The organism is Sphingomonas aurantiaca (assembly GCF_003050705.1).
Classification (GTDB): domain Bacteria; phylum Pseudomonadota; class Alphaproteobacteria; order Sphingomonadales; family Sphingomonadaceae; genus Sphingomonas; species Sphingomonas aurantiaca.
The window spans coordinates 24962-40326 of sequence record NZ_QAOG01000005.1 but is presented as its reverse complement, the minus strand read 5'-3'; the positions used below and the strand labels follow the sequence as shown (position 1 = coordinate 40326).

Annotated in this window: 14 protein-coding genes; 2 read left to right on the top strand and 12 right to left on the bottom strand. The window is 70.0% G+C overall.

From position 1 onward, the window contains the following. Nucleotides 1–102: 102 nt before the first annotated feature. Complete coding sequence (locus C8J26_RS14415) at nt 103–2385, top strand: TonB-dependent receptor (RefSeq protein WP_244185324.1); 2283 nt, start codon at nt 103–105, stop codon at nt 2383–2385. 2 nt (nt 2386–2387) lie between these two features. Here C8J26_RS14415 and bluB read toward each other — a convergent pair whose 3' ends face one another. Genes bluB through cbiE form a run of 7 tightly spaced genes read right to left on the bottom strand, consistent with a single transcriptional unit; the run spans nt 2388 to nt 8168 of the window. Continuing rightward, nucleotides 2388–3038, bottom strand: a complete 651-nt coding sequence (bluB, locus tag C8J26_RS14410; protein WP_056415324.1) for a 5,6-dimethylbenzimidazole synthase — start codon at nt 3036–3038, stop codon at nt 2388–2390. Then, nucleotides 3035–3796 (bottom strand): precorrin-6A synthase (deacetylating), encoded by a 762-nt coding sequence (gene cobF, locus C8J26_RS14405; RefSeq protein ID WP_107958986.1) that lies wholly within the window; start codon nt 3794–3796, stop codon nt 3035–3037. The genes bluB and cobF overlap by 4 nt, the downstream gene beginning before the upstream one ends. Further along, nucleotides 3793–4524, bottom strand: a complete 732-nt coding sequence (gene cobA / locus C8J26_RS14400; protein WP_244185323.1) for a uroporphyrinogen-III C-methyltransferase — start codon at nt 4522–4524, stop codon at nt 3793–3795. Before cobA ends, cobF begins: the two co-directional genes overlap by 4 nt. Continuing rightward, entirely contained in the window at nt 4521–5828 is a 1308-nt protein-coding gene (locus C8J26_RS14395) for a cobyrinic acid a,c-diamide synthase CobB (RefSeq protein ID WP_107958985.1), read from the bottom strand. The genes cobA and C8J26_RS14395 overlap by 4 nt, the downstream gene beginning before the upstream one ends. Continuing rightward, nucleotides 5825–6610 (bottom strand): precorrin-4 C(11)-methyltransferase, encoded by a 786-nt coding sequence (cobM, locus tag C8J26_RS14390; RefSeq protein WP_107958984.1) that lies wholly within the window; start codon nt 6608–6610, stop codon nt 5825–5827. Before cobM ends, C8J26_RS14395 begins: the two co-directional genes overlap by 4 nt. Next, the gene (locus tag C8J26_RS14385; RefSeq protein WP_244185322.1) at nt 6607–6987 is read right to left on the bottom strand and encodes a cobalamin biosynthesis protein; all 381 of its coding nucleotides are present in this window, start codon (nt 6985–6987) and stop codon (nt 6607–6609) included. The genes cobM and C8J26_RS14385 overlap by 4 nt, the downstream gene beginning before the upstream one ends. Then, complete coding sequence (gene cbiE / locus C8J26_RS14380; protein WP_425275411.1) at nt 6969–8168, bottom strand: precorrin-6y C5,15-methyltransferase (decarboxylating) subunit CbiE; 1200 nt, start codon at nt 8166–8168, stop codon at nt 6969–6971. The genes C8J26_RS14385 and cbiE overlap by 19 nt, the downstream gene beginning before the upstream one ends. On the opposite strand from cbiE, the gene C8J26_RS14375 reads away from it, so the two are divergent. After that, nucleotides 8167–8916, top strand: a complete 750-nt coding sequence (locus tag C8J26_RS14375) for a cobalt-precorrin-6A reductase (protein WP_107959183.1) — start codon at nt 8167–8169, stop codon at nt 8914–8916. The two genes, cbiE and C8J26_RS14375, sit on opposite strands and share 2 nt — an antisense overlap. Here C8J26_RS14375 and cobJ read toward each other — a convergent pair. From cobJ to cobN, 5 genes are read right to left on the bottom strand one after another with little or no spacing between them, the layout of a single operon-like run. After that, the gene (gene cobJ / locus C8J26_RS14370; RefSeq protein ID WP_107958981.1) at nt 8892–9641 is read right to left on the bottom strand and encodes a precorrin-3B C(17)-methyltransferase; all 750 of its coding nucleotides are present in this window, start codon (nt 9639–9641) and stop codon (nt 8892–8894) included. The genes C8J26_RS14375 and cobJ overlap by 25 nt on opposite strands. Continuing rightward, entirely contained in the window at nt 9638–10375 is a 738-nt protein-coding gene (cobI, locus tag C8J26_RS14365) for a precorrin-2 C(20)-methyltransferase (RefSeq protein ID WP_107958980.1), read from the bottom strand. Before cobI ends, cobJ begins: the two co-directional genes overlap by 4 nt. Then, on the bottom strand, nt 10372–11001 hold the full coding sequence (locus tag C8J26_RS14360; protein WP_107958979.1) for a precorrin-8X methylmutase: 630 nt from the start codon (nt 10999–11001) through the stop codon (nt 10372–10374). The genes cobI and C8J26_RS14360 overlap by 4 nt, the downstream gene beginning before the upstream one ends. Continuing rightward, nucleotides 11002–12135, bottom strand: coding sequence for a cobalamin biosynthesis protein CobG (locus C8J26_RS14355; protein ID WP_107958978.1), 1134 nt, complete (start codon nt 12133–12135; stop codon nt 11002–11004). Continuing rightward, nucleotides 12132–15362 (bottom strand): cobaltochelatase subunit CobN, encoded by a 3231-nt coding sequence (gene cobN / locus C8J26_RS14350; protein ID WP_107958977.1) that lies wholly within the window; start codon nt 15360–15362, stop codon nt 12132–12134. Before cobN ends, C8J26_RS14355 begins: the two co-directional genes overlap by 4 nt. Nucleotides 15363–15365 lie beyond the last annotated feature (3 nt).

Below are 15365 nucleotides of genomic sequence, written 5' to 3'. Positions count from 1 at the left end.
CCGCCTATTGCAGCGCGTTACAGCGGTGTTACCGATCCACGACAGATCCGGGGCACACGGATCGACGCCGGAGGATGTTCGAAACCCAAGGGGGGACCATCCATGATTCGCTTGCCCGTTCGTACGTCTGCCATCGCCCGCCTGCTCGCTGCCAGCGCGCCGCTGCTCGTCTTCGCCGCGCCTGCCGCCGCTCAGCATCAGGGGGCGGCGAGTCAAGCCGTTGCCGATCCGGCCGCCGATCAAGGCGTGGGCGAGATCGTCGTCACCGCGACCCGACGGCAGGAATCGTCGAAGGACGTGCCGCTGGCGGTCACCGCGATCAGCGGCGAGAAGCTCGACGTTCTGAACTCGAGCGGTCTCGACATCCGGTTCCTCGCCGGCCGGACGCCGAGCCTCCAGGTCGAATCGTCGTTCGGCCGCACCTTCCCGCGCTTCTACATCCGTGGCCTCGGCAACACCGATTTCGATCCGAACGCCGCACAGCCGGTGTCGGTGGTGTATGACGACGTCGCGCTCGAAAATCCGATGCTGAAGTCGTTCCCCGTGTTCGATCTGCAGAGCGTCGAAGTGCTCCGCGGCCCGCAGGGGACGTTGTTCGGGCGCAACACGCCGGCGGGCGTCGTGAAGATCGATTCCGCCAAGCCGAACCCGGACAAGGTCTCTGGCTATGCGACCGGATCCTGGGCGACGTACAACACGATCAACGGCGAGGCAGCGATCAACCTGCCGATCGGCAGCGGCTTCGCGTTCCGCGCGTCGGGCCTGATCCAGTCGCGCGACGACTGGGTCACCAACGATTCCACGACGGGCAATGCCGACCGCAAGCTCGAAGGCTATCGCGATGTCGCCGGCCGCTTCCAGCTCGGCTATACGAGCAGCGACTTCAACGCGTTGCTGAACGTCCACGTCCGTGACCTGACGGGCTCGCCGCGTATCTTCCGCGCCGGGCTGTTCAAGCCGGGCACCAACGACTTCAACACCGGCTTCGACCCCAAGCACGCCACGCTCGACGGCTATACCAGCCAGAGCCTGACGCAATGGGGCACCAACCTGCGGCTCGACTATCATCTCGACGGCATCGGGACCTTCTATTCGGTCACCGGTTACGAGCAGGCCAAGGTCGAGAGCACCGGCGACGTCGATGGCGGCAACAGCTATCCGTTCACCGGCGGCACGATCGGTGCGATCGGCGTCGGGCTGTTCCCGTCGAACACCGGCGGCCTCACCAAGCCCAAGGAGTTCAGCCAGGAGCTGCGCTACGCCAGCGAGGACATGAACGGCATCCGCCTCCAGGGCGGGCTGTATTATTTCCACCAGACGCTGCGCTATCATCAATATGACTATGCGTTCGGCGGCACCGGATCGCGCGCGACCGACCTGACGCAGGACGTCTTCCACGACAATCGCAACGAGAATTACGGCGCCTTCGCGTCGATCGAGGCCAAGCCGACCGAGTTGCTGACGTTGCGCACGGGCGTCCGCTATTCGCACGACTATCGCAACGACCTGGTCACCGCACCGATCCCCGGCACGGGGATCAGCGACACGCTGCCGGCGCGCGCGGTCGTCCGCGGCTCGAACGTGACCTGGGACGCCAGCGCGACCTACGAGCTGACCCCGGCGATCAACGTCTATTCGCGGCTCGCGACCGGCTATCAGGGGCCGGCGATCCAGGACCGCGTGACGTTCGGCAGCGTCCAGAGCACCGCGCCCAAGCAGACGACCTTCTCGGGCGAGAGCGGGTTCAAGGGCACGCTGCTCGACCGCAAGGTGAACTTCTCGCTCGACGCCTATTGGTACGACACCAAGGACCTGCAGATCACCGCGGTCGGCGGCAACAGCAATTCGGCACGTCTGATCAGCGCGAACAAGGCGATCGGCTATGGCGTCGAGGGCGAGTTCGAGGCGCGGCCGGTGCCCGAATTGTCGCTGACCGCGAGCGGCAGCTACAACTTCACCGAGATCCGCGATCGCTCGATCGGCGTGGGGGTCTGCGCGACCTGCACCGTGCTCGATCCGATCGTGAACGGGTTTGCGATGATCGACGGCAACGACCTGCCGCAGGCACCGCGCTGGATCGCCAACTGGACCGCGCGCTACGGGATTCCGCTGGCCAATGGCGGCGAAGTCTATGCCTATACCGACTGGGTGTATCGCAGCCGCGTCAATTTCTTCCTGTACGAAGCGGTCGAGTTCACGGGCAAGTCGTCGCTCGAAGGTGGTCTGAAGATCGGCTATAAATCGCCGCAGGGCTATGAGGTCGGCGCGTTCGTGCGCAACATCACGAACCAGTATCGCAGCATCAGCGCGATCGATTTCAACAACCTGACGGGCATGATCAACGAGCCGCGGATCATCGGCGGCCAGTTCAAGGTCGCCTTCTAGGATCAGCGTTCGACGATCCGGTCCGCGATCGGTTCGCGGTGCTGCCAGTCGCGGCGTTCGAGCTCGGGGACCGCCGACGGGTCCTCGGGATAGCCGAGGCACAGCACCGCGATCAGCGTCCAGTCGTCGGGTACGCGCAGCATTGCGGCGACCGTCGCCGGATCGAGGATCGAGACCCAGCCAAGCCCGATCCCGCGCAGCCGTGCCGCGAGCCACAGCGTGTGGATCGCCATCACCGTCGAATAGCGGAGCGTCTCGGCCATCGTCGTGCGGCCGAGACCGTGGCCGGCGCGCGGGGCCTCGTCGGAAAAGACGGCGACGATCTCGGGTGCTTCGCGCAGGCCGTGGAGCTTGAGCGAACGGTAGCGGGCGCGGCGATCGGGGTCGGGCTGCGCGTCGGCTGCGTCCTGGTTGGCGGCATCGACGTGATCGGCGAGGCGCGCGCGCAGACTGGGCGAGCGGAGGCGGACGAACCGCCACGGCTGGGCGTTGCCGACAGACGGCGAAAGCGCGGCGGTTTCGAGCAGCGCGTGGAGATCGCCCTCGGCGATCGGCGTCGTGCGGAAATGGCGGACGTCGCGGCGCCAGCGCAGCAGCGTATCGAACTGCGCGGCGAACGCGGCGGGGAAGACCGGCGGTGGCTCGGGCGTCATGCGCCGGCCGGCGTGCGCCGCAGGAGATAGATGTCCATGATCCAGCCGTGCCGCGCGCGTAGCGCCGCGCGGTCGGCGACGATGCGCGGGCCGACCGTTGCGAGTGGACCGCTTGCAAGCTCTTCGTAGGCCATGCCGAGATAGGCGCCCCACCATATCGTCACGCCCGCAGGGTCGAGCGTGTCGAACGCGCATTTGCCGTCGAGCATCACCGCGAGCGTGTCGACGCCGTCCGGCCAGCCGGCTTCGCGGAGCCGGCGGCCGGTGGTGATCAATACGGGCGCGGCGACATCGTTGAGCGGGATCGCATGCGCGGCGGTGAGCGCCTGGAGACTGGTGATGCCCGGGACGACGGTGACCGTCATCGCCATGCCGCCGGCGCGCAGGCGATCGGCGATGCGCAGCGTGCTGTCGTAGAGCGACGGGTCGCCCCAGACGAGCAGCGCGAGGCGTCCGCCGTTCGGGAGATGCGCTGCAATCTGCGCGGCCCAGGCGTCGGCGATCGCGTCGTGCCACTGGTCGACGGCGTCGCGATAGGGCGTATCGGGGTCGCGGTCGGGGAGGTCGAACGCGATCACCTGCGTCTGCCCCGTCAGGACCTCGGCGCACAGGGCGCGGCGGACGTCGATCAGATCGGACTTCTCATCGCCCTTGCGCGGCAGGAGGATCAGGTCGGCGGCGTTCATCGCGGCGATCGCGGCGCGCGTGAGGTGGTCGGGGTTGCCGGTGCCGGTGCCGATGAGGTGGAGATCGATCATTCGGCGTCCATCAGCGGGCCGTAGAGGATGAGCGCGGGCTTGCCGGAGAACCCCGCCTGCAGGCGTGCGGCGAGCTCGGCGATCGTCGAGCGTGTCAGCGACTGATCGGGGTGGCCGACATTTTCGGCGATCAGCGCAGGCGTGTCGGGCGAGAGCCCGCTTGCGATCAGCGATTCGGCCAGCGCGGGAAAGGTACGCTTGGGCATGAAAACGACCGTCGTCGCATCGGGATCGGCGAGCGCGGCCATGTTGCGTTGCTCGGGCAGGTCGCCGGTGACGTCGTGGCCGGTGACGAACTGGACTCGGCGTGCGCTGAGGCGGCGGGTGAGCGGGATCTGCGCGGCGGCGGCGGCGGCGCTGGCGGCGCTGACCCCGGGAATGATCTCGAACGGGATCCCTGCTGCCCTCAGCGCGACGATCTCCTCTTCGAGGCGGCCGAACACGCCTGCGTCGCCCGATTTGAGGCGGACGACGCGGATGCCTGCCTGCGCATACTCGACCAGCAGTTGCGAGACGTGCGCCTGAGTCGGCGACGGGCGACCTGCACGCTTGCCGACCGCGACGAGGTCCGCCCCAGTGCGCGCATGGCCGAGCACGGCGGAGGAGAGGTCGTCGAACAGCACTGCGTCGGCGGATTGCAGGCGGGCAACCGCCTTCAGCGTCAGCAGCTCGGGATCGCCGGGGCCCGACCCGACGAACGAGACGAAACCGGTCATGTGCTCGGTCATGCCTCGCCCGCGATCATGTGGAAGAAGCTGCCCGAGACGTGACCGCGATATGAGCCGGTCTCGGCGACCGCGGTGCCCTGCGCATCGGTGACGTGCGCGAGCGGGGCGTCGGGCTGGTCGAGGATCGTCGAATAATGGAACTCGTGCCCGGTGAGCGCCGCGCCCGCGGTAAAGCCGCCCATCGGCGCGCGGAGCGTCGCGCTGCGATAGCCCAGATGCATCTTGCGCTGCGCATAGCTGGTGACGAGGCCGAGCAGCCCCGCCATCCGGTGACGCGTGCCATCGGCATCGATGAGCGCCTCGCCGAGCGCCATATAGCCACCGCACTCGCCGTGGACCGGCCGCGTGTGCGCGTGCACCGCGAGCGCCGCGTGGAAGTTGCCTGCCTGTGCGAGCGTGCCGGCATGGAGTTCGGGATAGCCGCCGGGGAGCCAGACGAGATCGGCGTCCGCGGCAGGCGCCTCGTCGGCGAGCGGCGAGAAGGGCAGGATCTCCACACCGGCGCGCCGCCAGGCTTCGAGCACATGCGCGTAGGTGAACGAGAAGGCGGCGTCCTGCGCGAGCGCGATGCGCTGGGCGGGCGGGCGTATCCAGCTCTGCGCGGCTGTCGGCCGGGCGCTGGCGGACGCGGCGGCGCGGAGCGCTGGGATGTCGACATGCGCGCGCAGGAAGGTCGCATAGTCGTCGATCCGGGCGTCGAGGTCGGGATGCTCGGCGGCCTGCACGAGGCCGAGGTGACGCTCGGGCAGCTTGAGGTCGCCGCGTCTCGGCAGGCTGCCGAAGACGGGAATGCCGACCGCCGCCATGCCGCTGCGCGCAAGCCGGTCGTGGCGCGGGCTGGCGACGCGGTTGAGGATGACGCCGGCGATCGGCACGTCGGGATCGTAGCGGCTGAACCCGAGCGCGGTCGCCGCGGCGGACTGTGCCTGGCCGGAGACGTCGATCACCAGCACGACCGGCCAGCCCATCCTGCGCGCGATATCGGCACTGGCGCCGTTTCCGGTCACACCCGGCGTCGCGACCCCGTCGAACAACCCCATCGAGCCCTCCGCCAGCGCGAAATCGGCGTCGTCGGCCTTGGCGGCGAGCGTGTCGAGCATTGGCGCGGGCATCGACCAGCTATCGAGGTTGAACGAGGCGCGACCGCTCGCGGCGCGGTGGAAGGCGGGATCGATATAGTCCGGGCCGCTCTTGAACGGCTGGACCGAGAGGCCGTCGTCGCGCAACGCCCGCAGGAGGCCGAGCATGACGGTCGTCTTGCCGGTGCCCGAGGCTGGCGCGGCGATGAGCAGGCCGGGGGTCATGTCAGGTCTCCAGCGAACTTGGACTGCGCGGATTGCGGGCGGAAGCGACGATCATAGCCTGTCGCATAGAGGCTGCTGTCGGCAAAATCGCGCGGCGAGATCGCCTGGCCGACGAGGATCAGCGCCGTGCGATCGGGCTTGCCCTCGATCGTCGCCGCTATCGTCGCGAGCGTCGCGCGCTCGATCTGCTGGTCGGGCCAGCTGGCGCGCCAGACGATCGCGACCGGGCACTGCGCGCCGTAGGCCGGCGTCAGGTCCGCGACCACCTGCGCGAGGTTGTGGACCGACAGATGAATCGCGAGCGTCGCGCCGGTGGCGGCGAAGGCGGTCAGCGTCTCGGCGGGGGGCATGGCGCTGGCACGACCGGGGGTGCGGGTCAGCACCACCGACTGCGCGACGCCGGGCAGCGTCAGTTCGATCTCCAGCGCGGCCGCGGCTGCGGCGAAGGCGGGCACGCCGGGCGTGATCGTGACCGGGATGTCGAGCGCACGCAGCCGACGCAACTGCTCGCCCATCGCCGACCAGATCGAGAGGTCGCCGGAATGGAGGCGCGCGACGTCGTCGCCAGCGTCATGCGCGGCCTGGATCTCGGCAATGATGTCGTCGAGCGAGAGCGGTGCGGTGTTGATGCGGCGCGCGCCGGGCGGGCAATGATCGAGCATCGCCGCGGGGATCAACGAGCCCGCATAGAGGCAGACGGGCGAGGCGGCGATCAAGTCGCGGCCGCGCAGGGTGAGCAGATCGGGCGCGCCGGGGCCTGCACCGATGAAGTGGACGGTCATGCTGGGAGTCCTTGAGCGATGGCGCAGGTCGCCATTCGGTCGGGCGAGATGTGGCGGGTGGCGAGCAGCTGCGCGCCGGGGCCGGCGGCGGCGAGCGCCGACGCCTCGGCGACGCTGCCCGCGCGTCGTGCCGCGAGACTGGCGACCGACTGTGTTGGCGTGGTGGCGCGCTGCAACGTGCCGGGTGATACCGCGATCACGGGGAGGCCAAGCGTTTCGGCGAGGGCGGAAACCAGCGCCAGCTTGTCATGCGGTGCCGCGACCGCCGTCACATCGGGGTGCCCCTCCTGAGCCTCGCGGAGCGCCGTACGCAGCGCATCGAGAGTGGCGTCGCGCCGAAATCCGAACCCGGCGACGATCACAGAACGACGCTCCACTGCACGACCGGATAGCTTGCCCGCCAGCCGCGACGCGTGCCGAGCGGGGCGGCCTCGGACAGCTCGATCCGCAGCAGCGTGCCGCCTTTCGACGCATGCCAGGCGGCGAGCAGCGCTTCGGATTCGAGCGTGACGGCGTTGGCGACGAGGCGCGTGCTGGTGGGGAGCATGCTCCAGAGCGCGTTCAGCACCGCGTCCGACAGCCCACCGCCGATGAAGACGGCATCCGGCGCGGGCTGGCCTTCGAGCGCGTCCGGCGCGCGGCCTTCGACGACGCGGAGGCGATCGACGCCGAGCGCGGCGGCGTTGCTTCGGATGCGGTCGGCGCGGGCGGGGTGGGCTTCGAATGCGGTCGCCTGCGTGGACGGATGCGATCGCAGCCATTCGATACCGATCGATCCCGACCCTGCGCCGATGTCCCACAGCGTCTCGCCGGGCTTGGGCGCGAGGGCGGACAAGGTCAGCGCGCGGACGGGGCGTTTGGTGATCTGGCCGTCATGCTCGAACCACCTATCCGCCAGCCCGGAGACGCATGGCAGCACCGAGCCATCGCCGGCAAACGCTATGCCAACGGCGACCGGGTGCGCGACGTCGTCGTAGTCATAGGCGGCGGCGGTCGTTTCGCGGATGCGCTCGCGCGGTCCGCCAAGCGCTTCGAGAACGTGACACGCCGAGGCGCCGAAGCCGAGTTCGTCGAGATATCGTGCGAGCTGCCCCACCGCCTCGCCGTCGCGGACGAGGACGAGCGCGCGGCGATCAGGCGCGATATGCGGGCGCAGGCGTGCGAGCGGCGTGGCGTGGAGACCGAGGCAGGTCGTATCGTCGATCGGCCAGCCGAGCCGGGCGGCGGCAAGCCCGAACGTCGAGGGTGCGGGATGGGCGACCCACTCCGTCGGGGCGAGATGGCGGGTTACCGCGGAGCCTGCGCCGAACCAGAACGGATCGCCCGACACGAGCATCGCGACACGGCGACCGCGCTGGTCCAGCAGGCGTGCAATCCCGGCGTCGAACGGGACTGGCCACGGCATGACCGCGCTCCTAAGATTGGGCAGCAGCGCGAGATGGCGGGGCGCGCCGGTGACCAGTTCGGCTTCGTCCAGCGCCGCTTTTGCCGATGCGGACAGGCCGTCCGCGCCGTCTTCGTTCAGTCCGATGATCGTCAGCCAGGGAGTGTCAGCCATGTCGAACATCCTGGTGCTGGGCGGCACGACGGAGGCCAGCGCGCTTGCTGCGATGCTGGCAGCGCGCGGCGATGCGGCGGTGCTGAGCTATGCCGGGCGCGTGGCAAGCCCGAAGGTTCAGCCGATCCCGACGCGGGTTGGCGGCTTTGGCGGTGTCGAGGGGCTGGCCACTTATCTCAGCGATCACGGCGTGACGCATCTGGTCGACGCCACGCATCCGTTCGCGGCTCGAATGAGCGCGAACGCCGTCCTCGCTGCGGCGCGGACGGGGGTCGCGCACATCGCGCTGACGCGGCCCGCCTGGGTGCCCGTGGCGGGCGATCGGTGGATTCGCGTTACCGATATCGAGGCGGCAGTCGCGGCGCTCGCCGGGCCGCCGCAGCGCGTGATGCTGGCGCTCGGGCGGCTTCATGTCGATGCGTTCTCGGTGCAGCCGCAGCACGCGTATCTGCTGCGGTTCGTCGATACGCCCGATCGTCCGCCGGGGTTGCCGCGGCATCATCTTGTGATCGACCGGGGACCGTTCGACGTCGAGGGCGACCGGCGGCTGATGGAGGCGCACGGGATCGAGGTCGTGGTCTGCAAGAATGCAGGCGGGACCGGTGCCGACGCCAAGCTGCATGCCGCGCGCGCGCTCGGGCTGCGGGTAATCATGATCGATCGGCCGGTCCTGCCGGCGCGGCTGGAGGTGCATGCGCCGGCGGCGGTCCTGCGCTGGATCGATCATGGTGCCGACCGCGGCGTGTAAAGGATCGGGCCGGCGGGGCGTTCGATGATTCGTGTGAGGCTGGAGCCGATGATGATCATCGTCCGCATGTCGGCCATCTCTGCGCGTGCTGCGGGCAACGCGACGATGCGCAGCGCTTCTTCCGGGGTGGAGACGGCGCGGGCGAACAGCACCGGGCGATCGTCCCGGCAGGTTTCGCGCAGGATCTCGAAGACACGGATCAGCGCATTGGGGCGCGCCTTCGAGCGAGGATTGTAGAAGGCGATTGCGAAGTCGGCTTCGGCAGCGAGGCGCACGCGGCGCTCGATCAGCGGCCAGGGCTTGAGATTGTCCGACAGGTTGATCGCGCAGAAATCATGTCCGAGCGGCGCACCGGCGCGCGCGCTCGCGGCGAGCATCGCGGTGATGCCGGGGAGGACGCGGATATCGAGGTCGCGCCACGGCGGCGGGCCGGCTTCGAGCGCTTCGAAGACCGCTGCGGCCATGGCGAAGACGCCGGGGTCGCCGGACGATACCACGACGACGCGGTGGCCCTCCGCCGCGAGTTGGAGCGCGTGCGTGGCGCGGTCGAGTTCGACGCGGTTGTCGCTCGGGTGGAGCGTGAGGCCGTCGCGCGGCGCAACCCGCGCGACATAGGGGATGTAGCCGATGACGTCGGTCGCATCGACGAGCGCGGCGGTGACCTCGGGCGTCACGAGCGCGGTATCGCCGGGGCCCAGCCCGGCAATGGCGAGCCAGCCGGTCATGGACGCCGCCCCTGGCCATGGATCAGCAGGATCGAGAAATAGGGCGTGATCGCGTCGGCATCGCACAGCCGCGTGACCCGCTGATCCGCCATCGCAGCGTATTCGACCAGCCATGCCTCGTCCTCGCGCCCGGCAGCGGCGACCGCCCGGCGGAGCTTGTCGAGGTGGCGGCCGATCTTCATCACCACCAGCGCGTCGGTGTCGCGGATCCGGCGGACCAGATCCGCCTCGGGCAGCGTGCCCATCAACACCGTGAGAACGTCGTCACCCCAGGTGATCGGCGCGCCGCTCGCGGTCCATGCGCCCGACATCCCGGTAATGCCGGGAACGACCGCGACCGGGGCGATCGTCTGGAGGCGCGTATAGAGGTGCATGAACGAGCCGTAGAAGAACGGATCGCCTTCGCAGAGCACGACGACATCCTCGCCCGCGCTCGCGAGAGCTGCAAGATGGTCGATGCAGCGGCTGTAGAAGGCCGACAGGCAATCATTGTAGCGCGGGTCCGATACGGGAATCTCGGTGGTCACCGGATATTCCATCGGGAATTCGACCACATCCGCGCGGAGCATGCCTTCGACGATCTTGCGCGCCTGCCCGGGACGCCCGGCCTTGCGGAAATAGGCGACGTGGCGCGCGGTTCGGACGAGGCGATCCGAACGGACGCTCATCAGGTCCTGCGCGCCCGGGCCCAGCCCGACGCCATGGATCATGCCACCCGGTCGCATCGCGGTCATTCGGTGCCGCTCGCCAGCGCGTTGATCGCCGCCACGGTGATCGCGCTGCCGCCCATCCGGCCCTCGACGACGACGCAGGGGACGGGCTGGTCGGTCCAGAGCGCCGCCTTCGATTCGACCGCGCCGACAAAGCCGACCGGGCAGCCGATAATCGCGGCGGGGCGCGGGCAATCCGGATCCTCGAGCATGTTGAGCAGGTGGAACAACGCGGTCGGCGCGTTGCCGATTGCGACGACCGCGCCGGCGAGGTGCGGGCGCCAGAATTCGAGCGCGGCGGCCGATCGCGTGTTGCCCATCGCGCGTGCGAGATCGGGCGTCTCGGGGGCGTGGAGCGTGCAGACGATGCGGTTGTTCGCAGGCAATCTGGCGCGCGTGATGCCCTCGGTGACCATGCGCGCGTCGCACAGGATCGGGGCACCCGCCTGGAGCGCGCGGCGCGCATCGACCGCGAAGGTCGGCGAGAACCGGATATGCTGCGCGAGGCCGACCAGTCCGGCGGCGTGGATCATGCGGACGGCGACGGGTTCTTCCTCGGGTGAAAACCGGGCGAGATCGGCTTCTGCGCGGATCATCGCGAATGACTGGCGATAGATCGCCGCGCCGTCGGTTTCATAGGCGTACGGCATTCAGGCGGCTCCGAACTGGGCGAGGATCTGCGCGGTATCGAGTCCCGCGCGGGAAGGGGGTGCACCGGCGCGCGCATCGAACGCGAGGTCGTAGCGGCCGTCGCAACCCGTCAGCGTGACGTCCGCCGGGCCAGCGCGCGCACACCCCTTGGCGCATCCGGAGACGTGGAGGCGTCCGACGACGTGCGGCGCGAGGCGGCGGGCGAGGGTGCGGGTCTCGACCGTGGCTTGCGGGCAGGCGGGGGCGCCGACGCAGGCGTCGGTGCGGAGCAGCGCCGTGGACGGCGTGGTGATGAAGGCGGCGGGATCGGGTGTAGCCGCGAGCGGCGACTCCGTTTCGAGGACCGCGATATGCCAAGGCGTCAGGCGGATCGCGCGGATCGCGGGCTCGACCTCGAGCAGGCGGGTGAGCGCCGACGCTTCGATGCGACCGAAGGGCAGCCCGAGCGCGTGCGGGCCGGGTTCGAGCCGGGGTGCGGACCCGGCGGGGGCGATCGTCGCGGCGGCCCAATCGGGCAGCGGTGCGTGATGACGCGCCATGCGCCCGCTGGCGGTGCCGCCACTGTCGACGAACCAGCGGGCGAGCGCGATCAGTCGGTCGACTTCGGTGCCGGGCGACAGCGGCCTGCCGTGATCCCGGCCGTCGGCGCGGAGGATCAGGTGGCCGCTCGCGGCGCGTTCGATCCGGAAGTCCGCGGATGCGTCCGCGAGCATTGGCGCGACGCCCGCGTCGATCGCGAAGCCGACCTTGCCGGGAAGGTCCGGCAGCTCGTGCAGTCGGGCGTGCAATTCGGAAGCGATGCGGTGCGTGTCGTCGCCTTCGCGCCAATCGGGAGCGACGAGGATGTTGGCGCGGGCCTCACGCGCCGTATCGGGGTCGATCAGGCCGAGTTCGAGCATGGCGTCGATCAACGGGCGCCACTCGTCGTCGGAAACGCCCCGGATCTGGAGGTTGGCGCGGCTGGTGACGTCGATCTGGCCGCTGCCGTGGCGAACTGCAGCGGCGCACAGGCCGATGATCTGCGCCCGGGTCAGGCGACCCAGCGGCGGGCGGATGCGGACGAGCAGGCCGTCGCCGGCCATCATCGGGCGCCACGCATCGGGGCACCAGCCCTTGACGACGAACGCGCTCATGCCGGCAGGTCGAGCTGCGCGAGGATCGAGTTGCGGCGGGTCGGCCAGAGACCGGCGGCGTTGAGCGCGGCGAACCGCGCCTGCATCGCCGCGAGCGCTTCGGGGTTGGCCTGGGCGAGGAACGCCCGGACGTCGTCACGGCCGAGCGTCGCATCGTGATAGAGGTCGATCAGTTCGGGGCGGACTACGCCTGCAAGATGCGCGAACGCGCCGAGATGGTCGAGCGTCGCGGCGATCTCCGCACCGCCGCGAAAGCCGTGGCGCATCATGCCATCCACCCAGCCGGGATGCGCGCGGGCGTGGACGACGCGGGCGATCTCTTCCTTCAGCGGGCGGGCCCTGGCCTGAATCGGGTCGCGCGCGTCGAGATGGTAGAGCGTGGCGTTTCCACCCGCGATCGCTTGCGCGGCGGCGAAGCCCGCTTCGTGCGCGGCATAGTCTGCCGCGAGGAGCAGGTCGGTCTCGGGCAGGTCCTGCACGTGGACGAAGGCGTCGGCGGCGGCGACGCGGTCGCGGATGCCGATAGGGTCGAAGGTGTCGTTGCCGTCGTCGAACGCGTGGGCGGAGGCCGACAGCCATGCCTTGCCGGCATCGAGGCGCGCGTCGGGCGTGTAGGTCTCCGCGGCGTCGCCCATGCTCAGGCCGTAGCGGCCCGGTTCGGGACCATAGACGCGCGGCGTCGACGGTCTGCCGACGAACGGGTTCCAGTCCGCGGGTTCGTCGCGCGTGCCGAGCGCACGTACGGTCTGGCCGAACATCGTGCACAGCGTCGGGAAGGCGTCGCGGAACAGCCCGGATATGCGCAGCGTGACGTCGATGCGGGGCCGGTCGAACGTGGCGAGCGGGAGGATCTCGATGCCCGTCACACGGTCGGACTGCATGTCCCAGACGGGCTCCGCACCGAGCAAATGGAGCGCCATCGCGAATTCCTCGCCCGCGGTGCGCATCGTCGCCGACGCCCAGAGGTCGATAACGAGCGTGCGGGGATAGTCGCCATGGTCCTGCAAATGGCGGCGGACGAGTTCGGCGGCGAGCGTCACGCCCTGGCGATGCGCGGCGCGCGACGGGACGGCGCGTGGATCGGTGGTGTACAGGTTGCGGCCGGTCGGGAGGACGTCGGATCGACCGCGCCACGGCGAGCCGGACGGGCCCGAGGCGACGCGTTTCCCCTGGAGCGCCGACAGCAAGCCGGCGCGTTCCGCCGCGCCGTGCTCGCCGCGGCCATAGATGTGCAGGCCGTCGCCATATTGGCTTTCCTTCACGTCGCACACGAACGTGTCGATGCGGGTAATCGCGTCCGCTGGCGACTGCGCGTCGTCGAGCCCCAGCGTCGCAGCGAGGCCGGTGGCGGTCGCTTCGTCGCGAATGTCGCGCTGCAGCCGATCACGCCGCGCGGGATCAAGGCCGTCGGCGTTGGAGAACTCGTCGAGCAACGCTTCGAGGCGGCCCAGCCCGGCGCCGGTGCGCGTCCGTTCGAGCGGCGGCGGGACATGGCCGAGCGTGACCGCGCCGATCCGGCGTTTGGCTTGCGCTGCCTCGCCGGGATCGTTGACGATGAACGGATAGATGACGGGCATCGCCGCGGTCAGCGCCTCGGGCCAGCACCTGTCGGACAGCGCGACCGACTTGCCGGGCAGCCATTCGAGCGTGCCGTGCGCGCCGACATGGACCAACGCGTCGACCCCGCGGGCGTGCAGCCAGAGGTAGAAGGCGACATAGGCGTGCGACGGACAGCGCGAGAGGTCGTGATACTCGTCTGCGCGATCCTCGCTGCGGCCGCGTTCGGGTTGCAGCGCGATCAGCGCGCCGCCCCGGTCGATCGCGGTGAAGGCGAAGTCTTCGCCAGGCTCGCACCAGACGTCGTGAAGCTCCTGGCGCAGACCTGCGGGGAGCTTTGCGAGTGCCGTGCGATACGCGGCGAGCGGCCAGTGAATCCGCGCCGTCGCCAGGTCGCGGTCGTCGGGCGTGATCGCATAGCCGGCGGCGGTGAGATCGGCGAGGATCGCCTGCGTCGACGCCAGCGCGTCGAGCCCGACGGCGTGCGCCATCTGGTACGCCTTGCCGGGGTAGGTCGACAGGACGATCGCGATGCGGTGATCGGCAACGGGCTTGCTGGCGAGGCTGATCCACGCTGCGATGCGCGCGGCGATGGCGGCGATGCGGTCCGGGTCGGCGCGGTGTTCGCGGCGGGTATATTCTAGATCGCCGTCCCGGGCTGCGGCTTCCTTGAAGCTGGCGACGCCGGCGAACAGGCGGCCGTCCACTTCGGGCAGGACGACGTGCATCGCGAGGTCGGCGGGCGACAGGCCGCGCGTCGCACCAAACCAGGAGGCGCGGTCGGAGGTCGCCAGCGCGATCTGGAACACGGGCACGCCGGCACCGTCGAGCGGCGTGGCGTCGGTCGCGCCACGCGCGGAGAAGGCGGTGGCGTTGACGATCGCAGCCGGCGCCAGCACGTCCACCCAGCGCGTCAGCCAGCCGGCTGCGTCGGGCGCTTTCAGCGAGGGCGCGAACAACCCGATCACGTCGAAGCCCCGCCCGGTCAGTGCGGCGTGGAGCGCCTCGATCGGGTGGAGATCGGCCGCGGTGAGGTACGAGCGGTAGAAGACGATCAGCACGCGCGGGCGCTTTGCGGTCAGCGCAAAGGCGGCCGGGCAGGTCACGCCCTCCTGCGGCTGCCATCCCCCGACATCGGCGATCGCGCGGACCCCGGCGACCGGGCCGGCATAGCAGCCCGCGGCGAGCGCGAACTGCGCCAGCGCCGCGTGCGCCGCGACCGCCCCGCCGGTATCGCACAGCGTCGCGAGCTGGCGCAGCGTCGAGACCGGGATCGTCGAGGCGGCATCGAGCCGCGTATCGATCCGACCGTCTGCGGCGAGGACCGCCAACGCGATGCCCTTTTCCCGCGCGAGATGTTCGACCTGTTGCAGGCCGTAGCTCCAATAAGACCGCCCGCCGATTAGCCGGATCAGGATCCCCTTCGCGCCCGCCAGCGTCTGCTCGACATAGGTGTCGACCGACAGCGGGTGCTGGAGCACCGCCAGGTTCGCGAGGCGCAGTGACGGCAGGCGCCGCCCGGCGGCATCCGCACGCCGCCAGCCCGCGGCGAACGCGCCGAGGTCGCCGTCGGAAAAGGACAGGACGACGAGGTCCGCGGGGGATTGCGCGAGATCCTGCGGGACCGCGTTTTCCTCCAGCCCGTGGGTCTCGCGGAAGACGACGTGCATCGT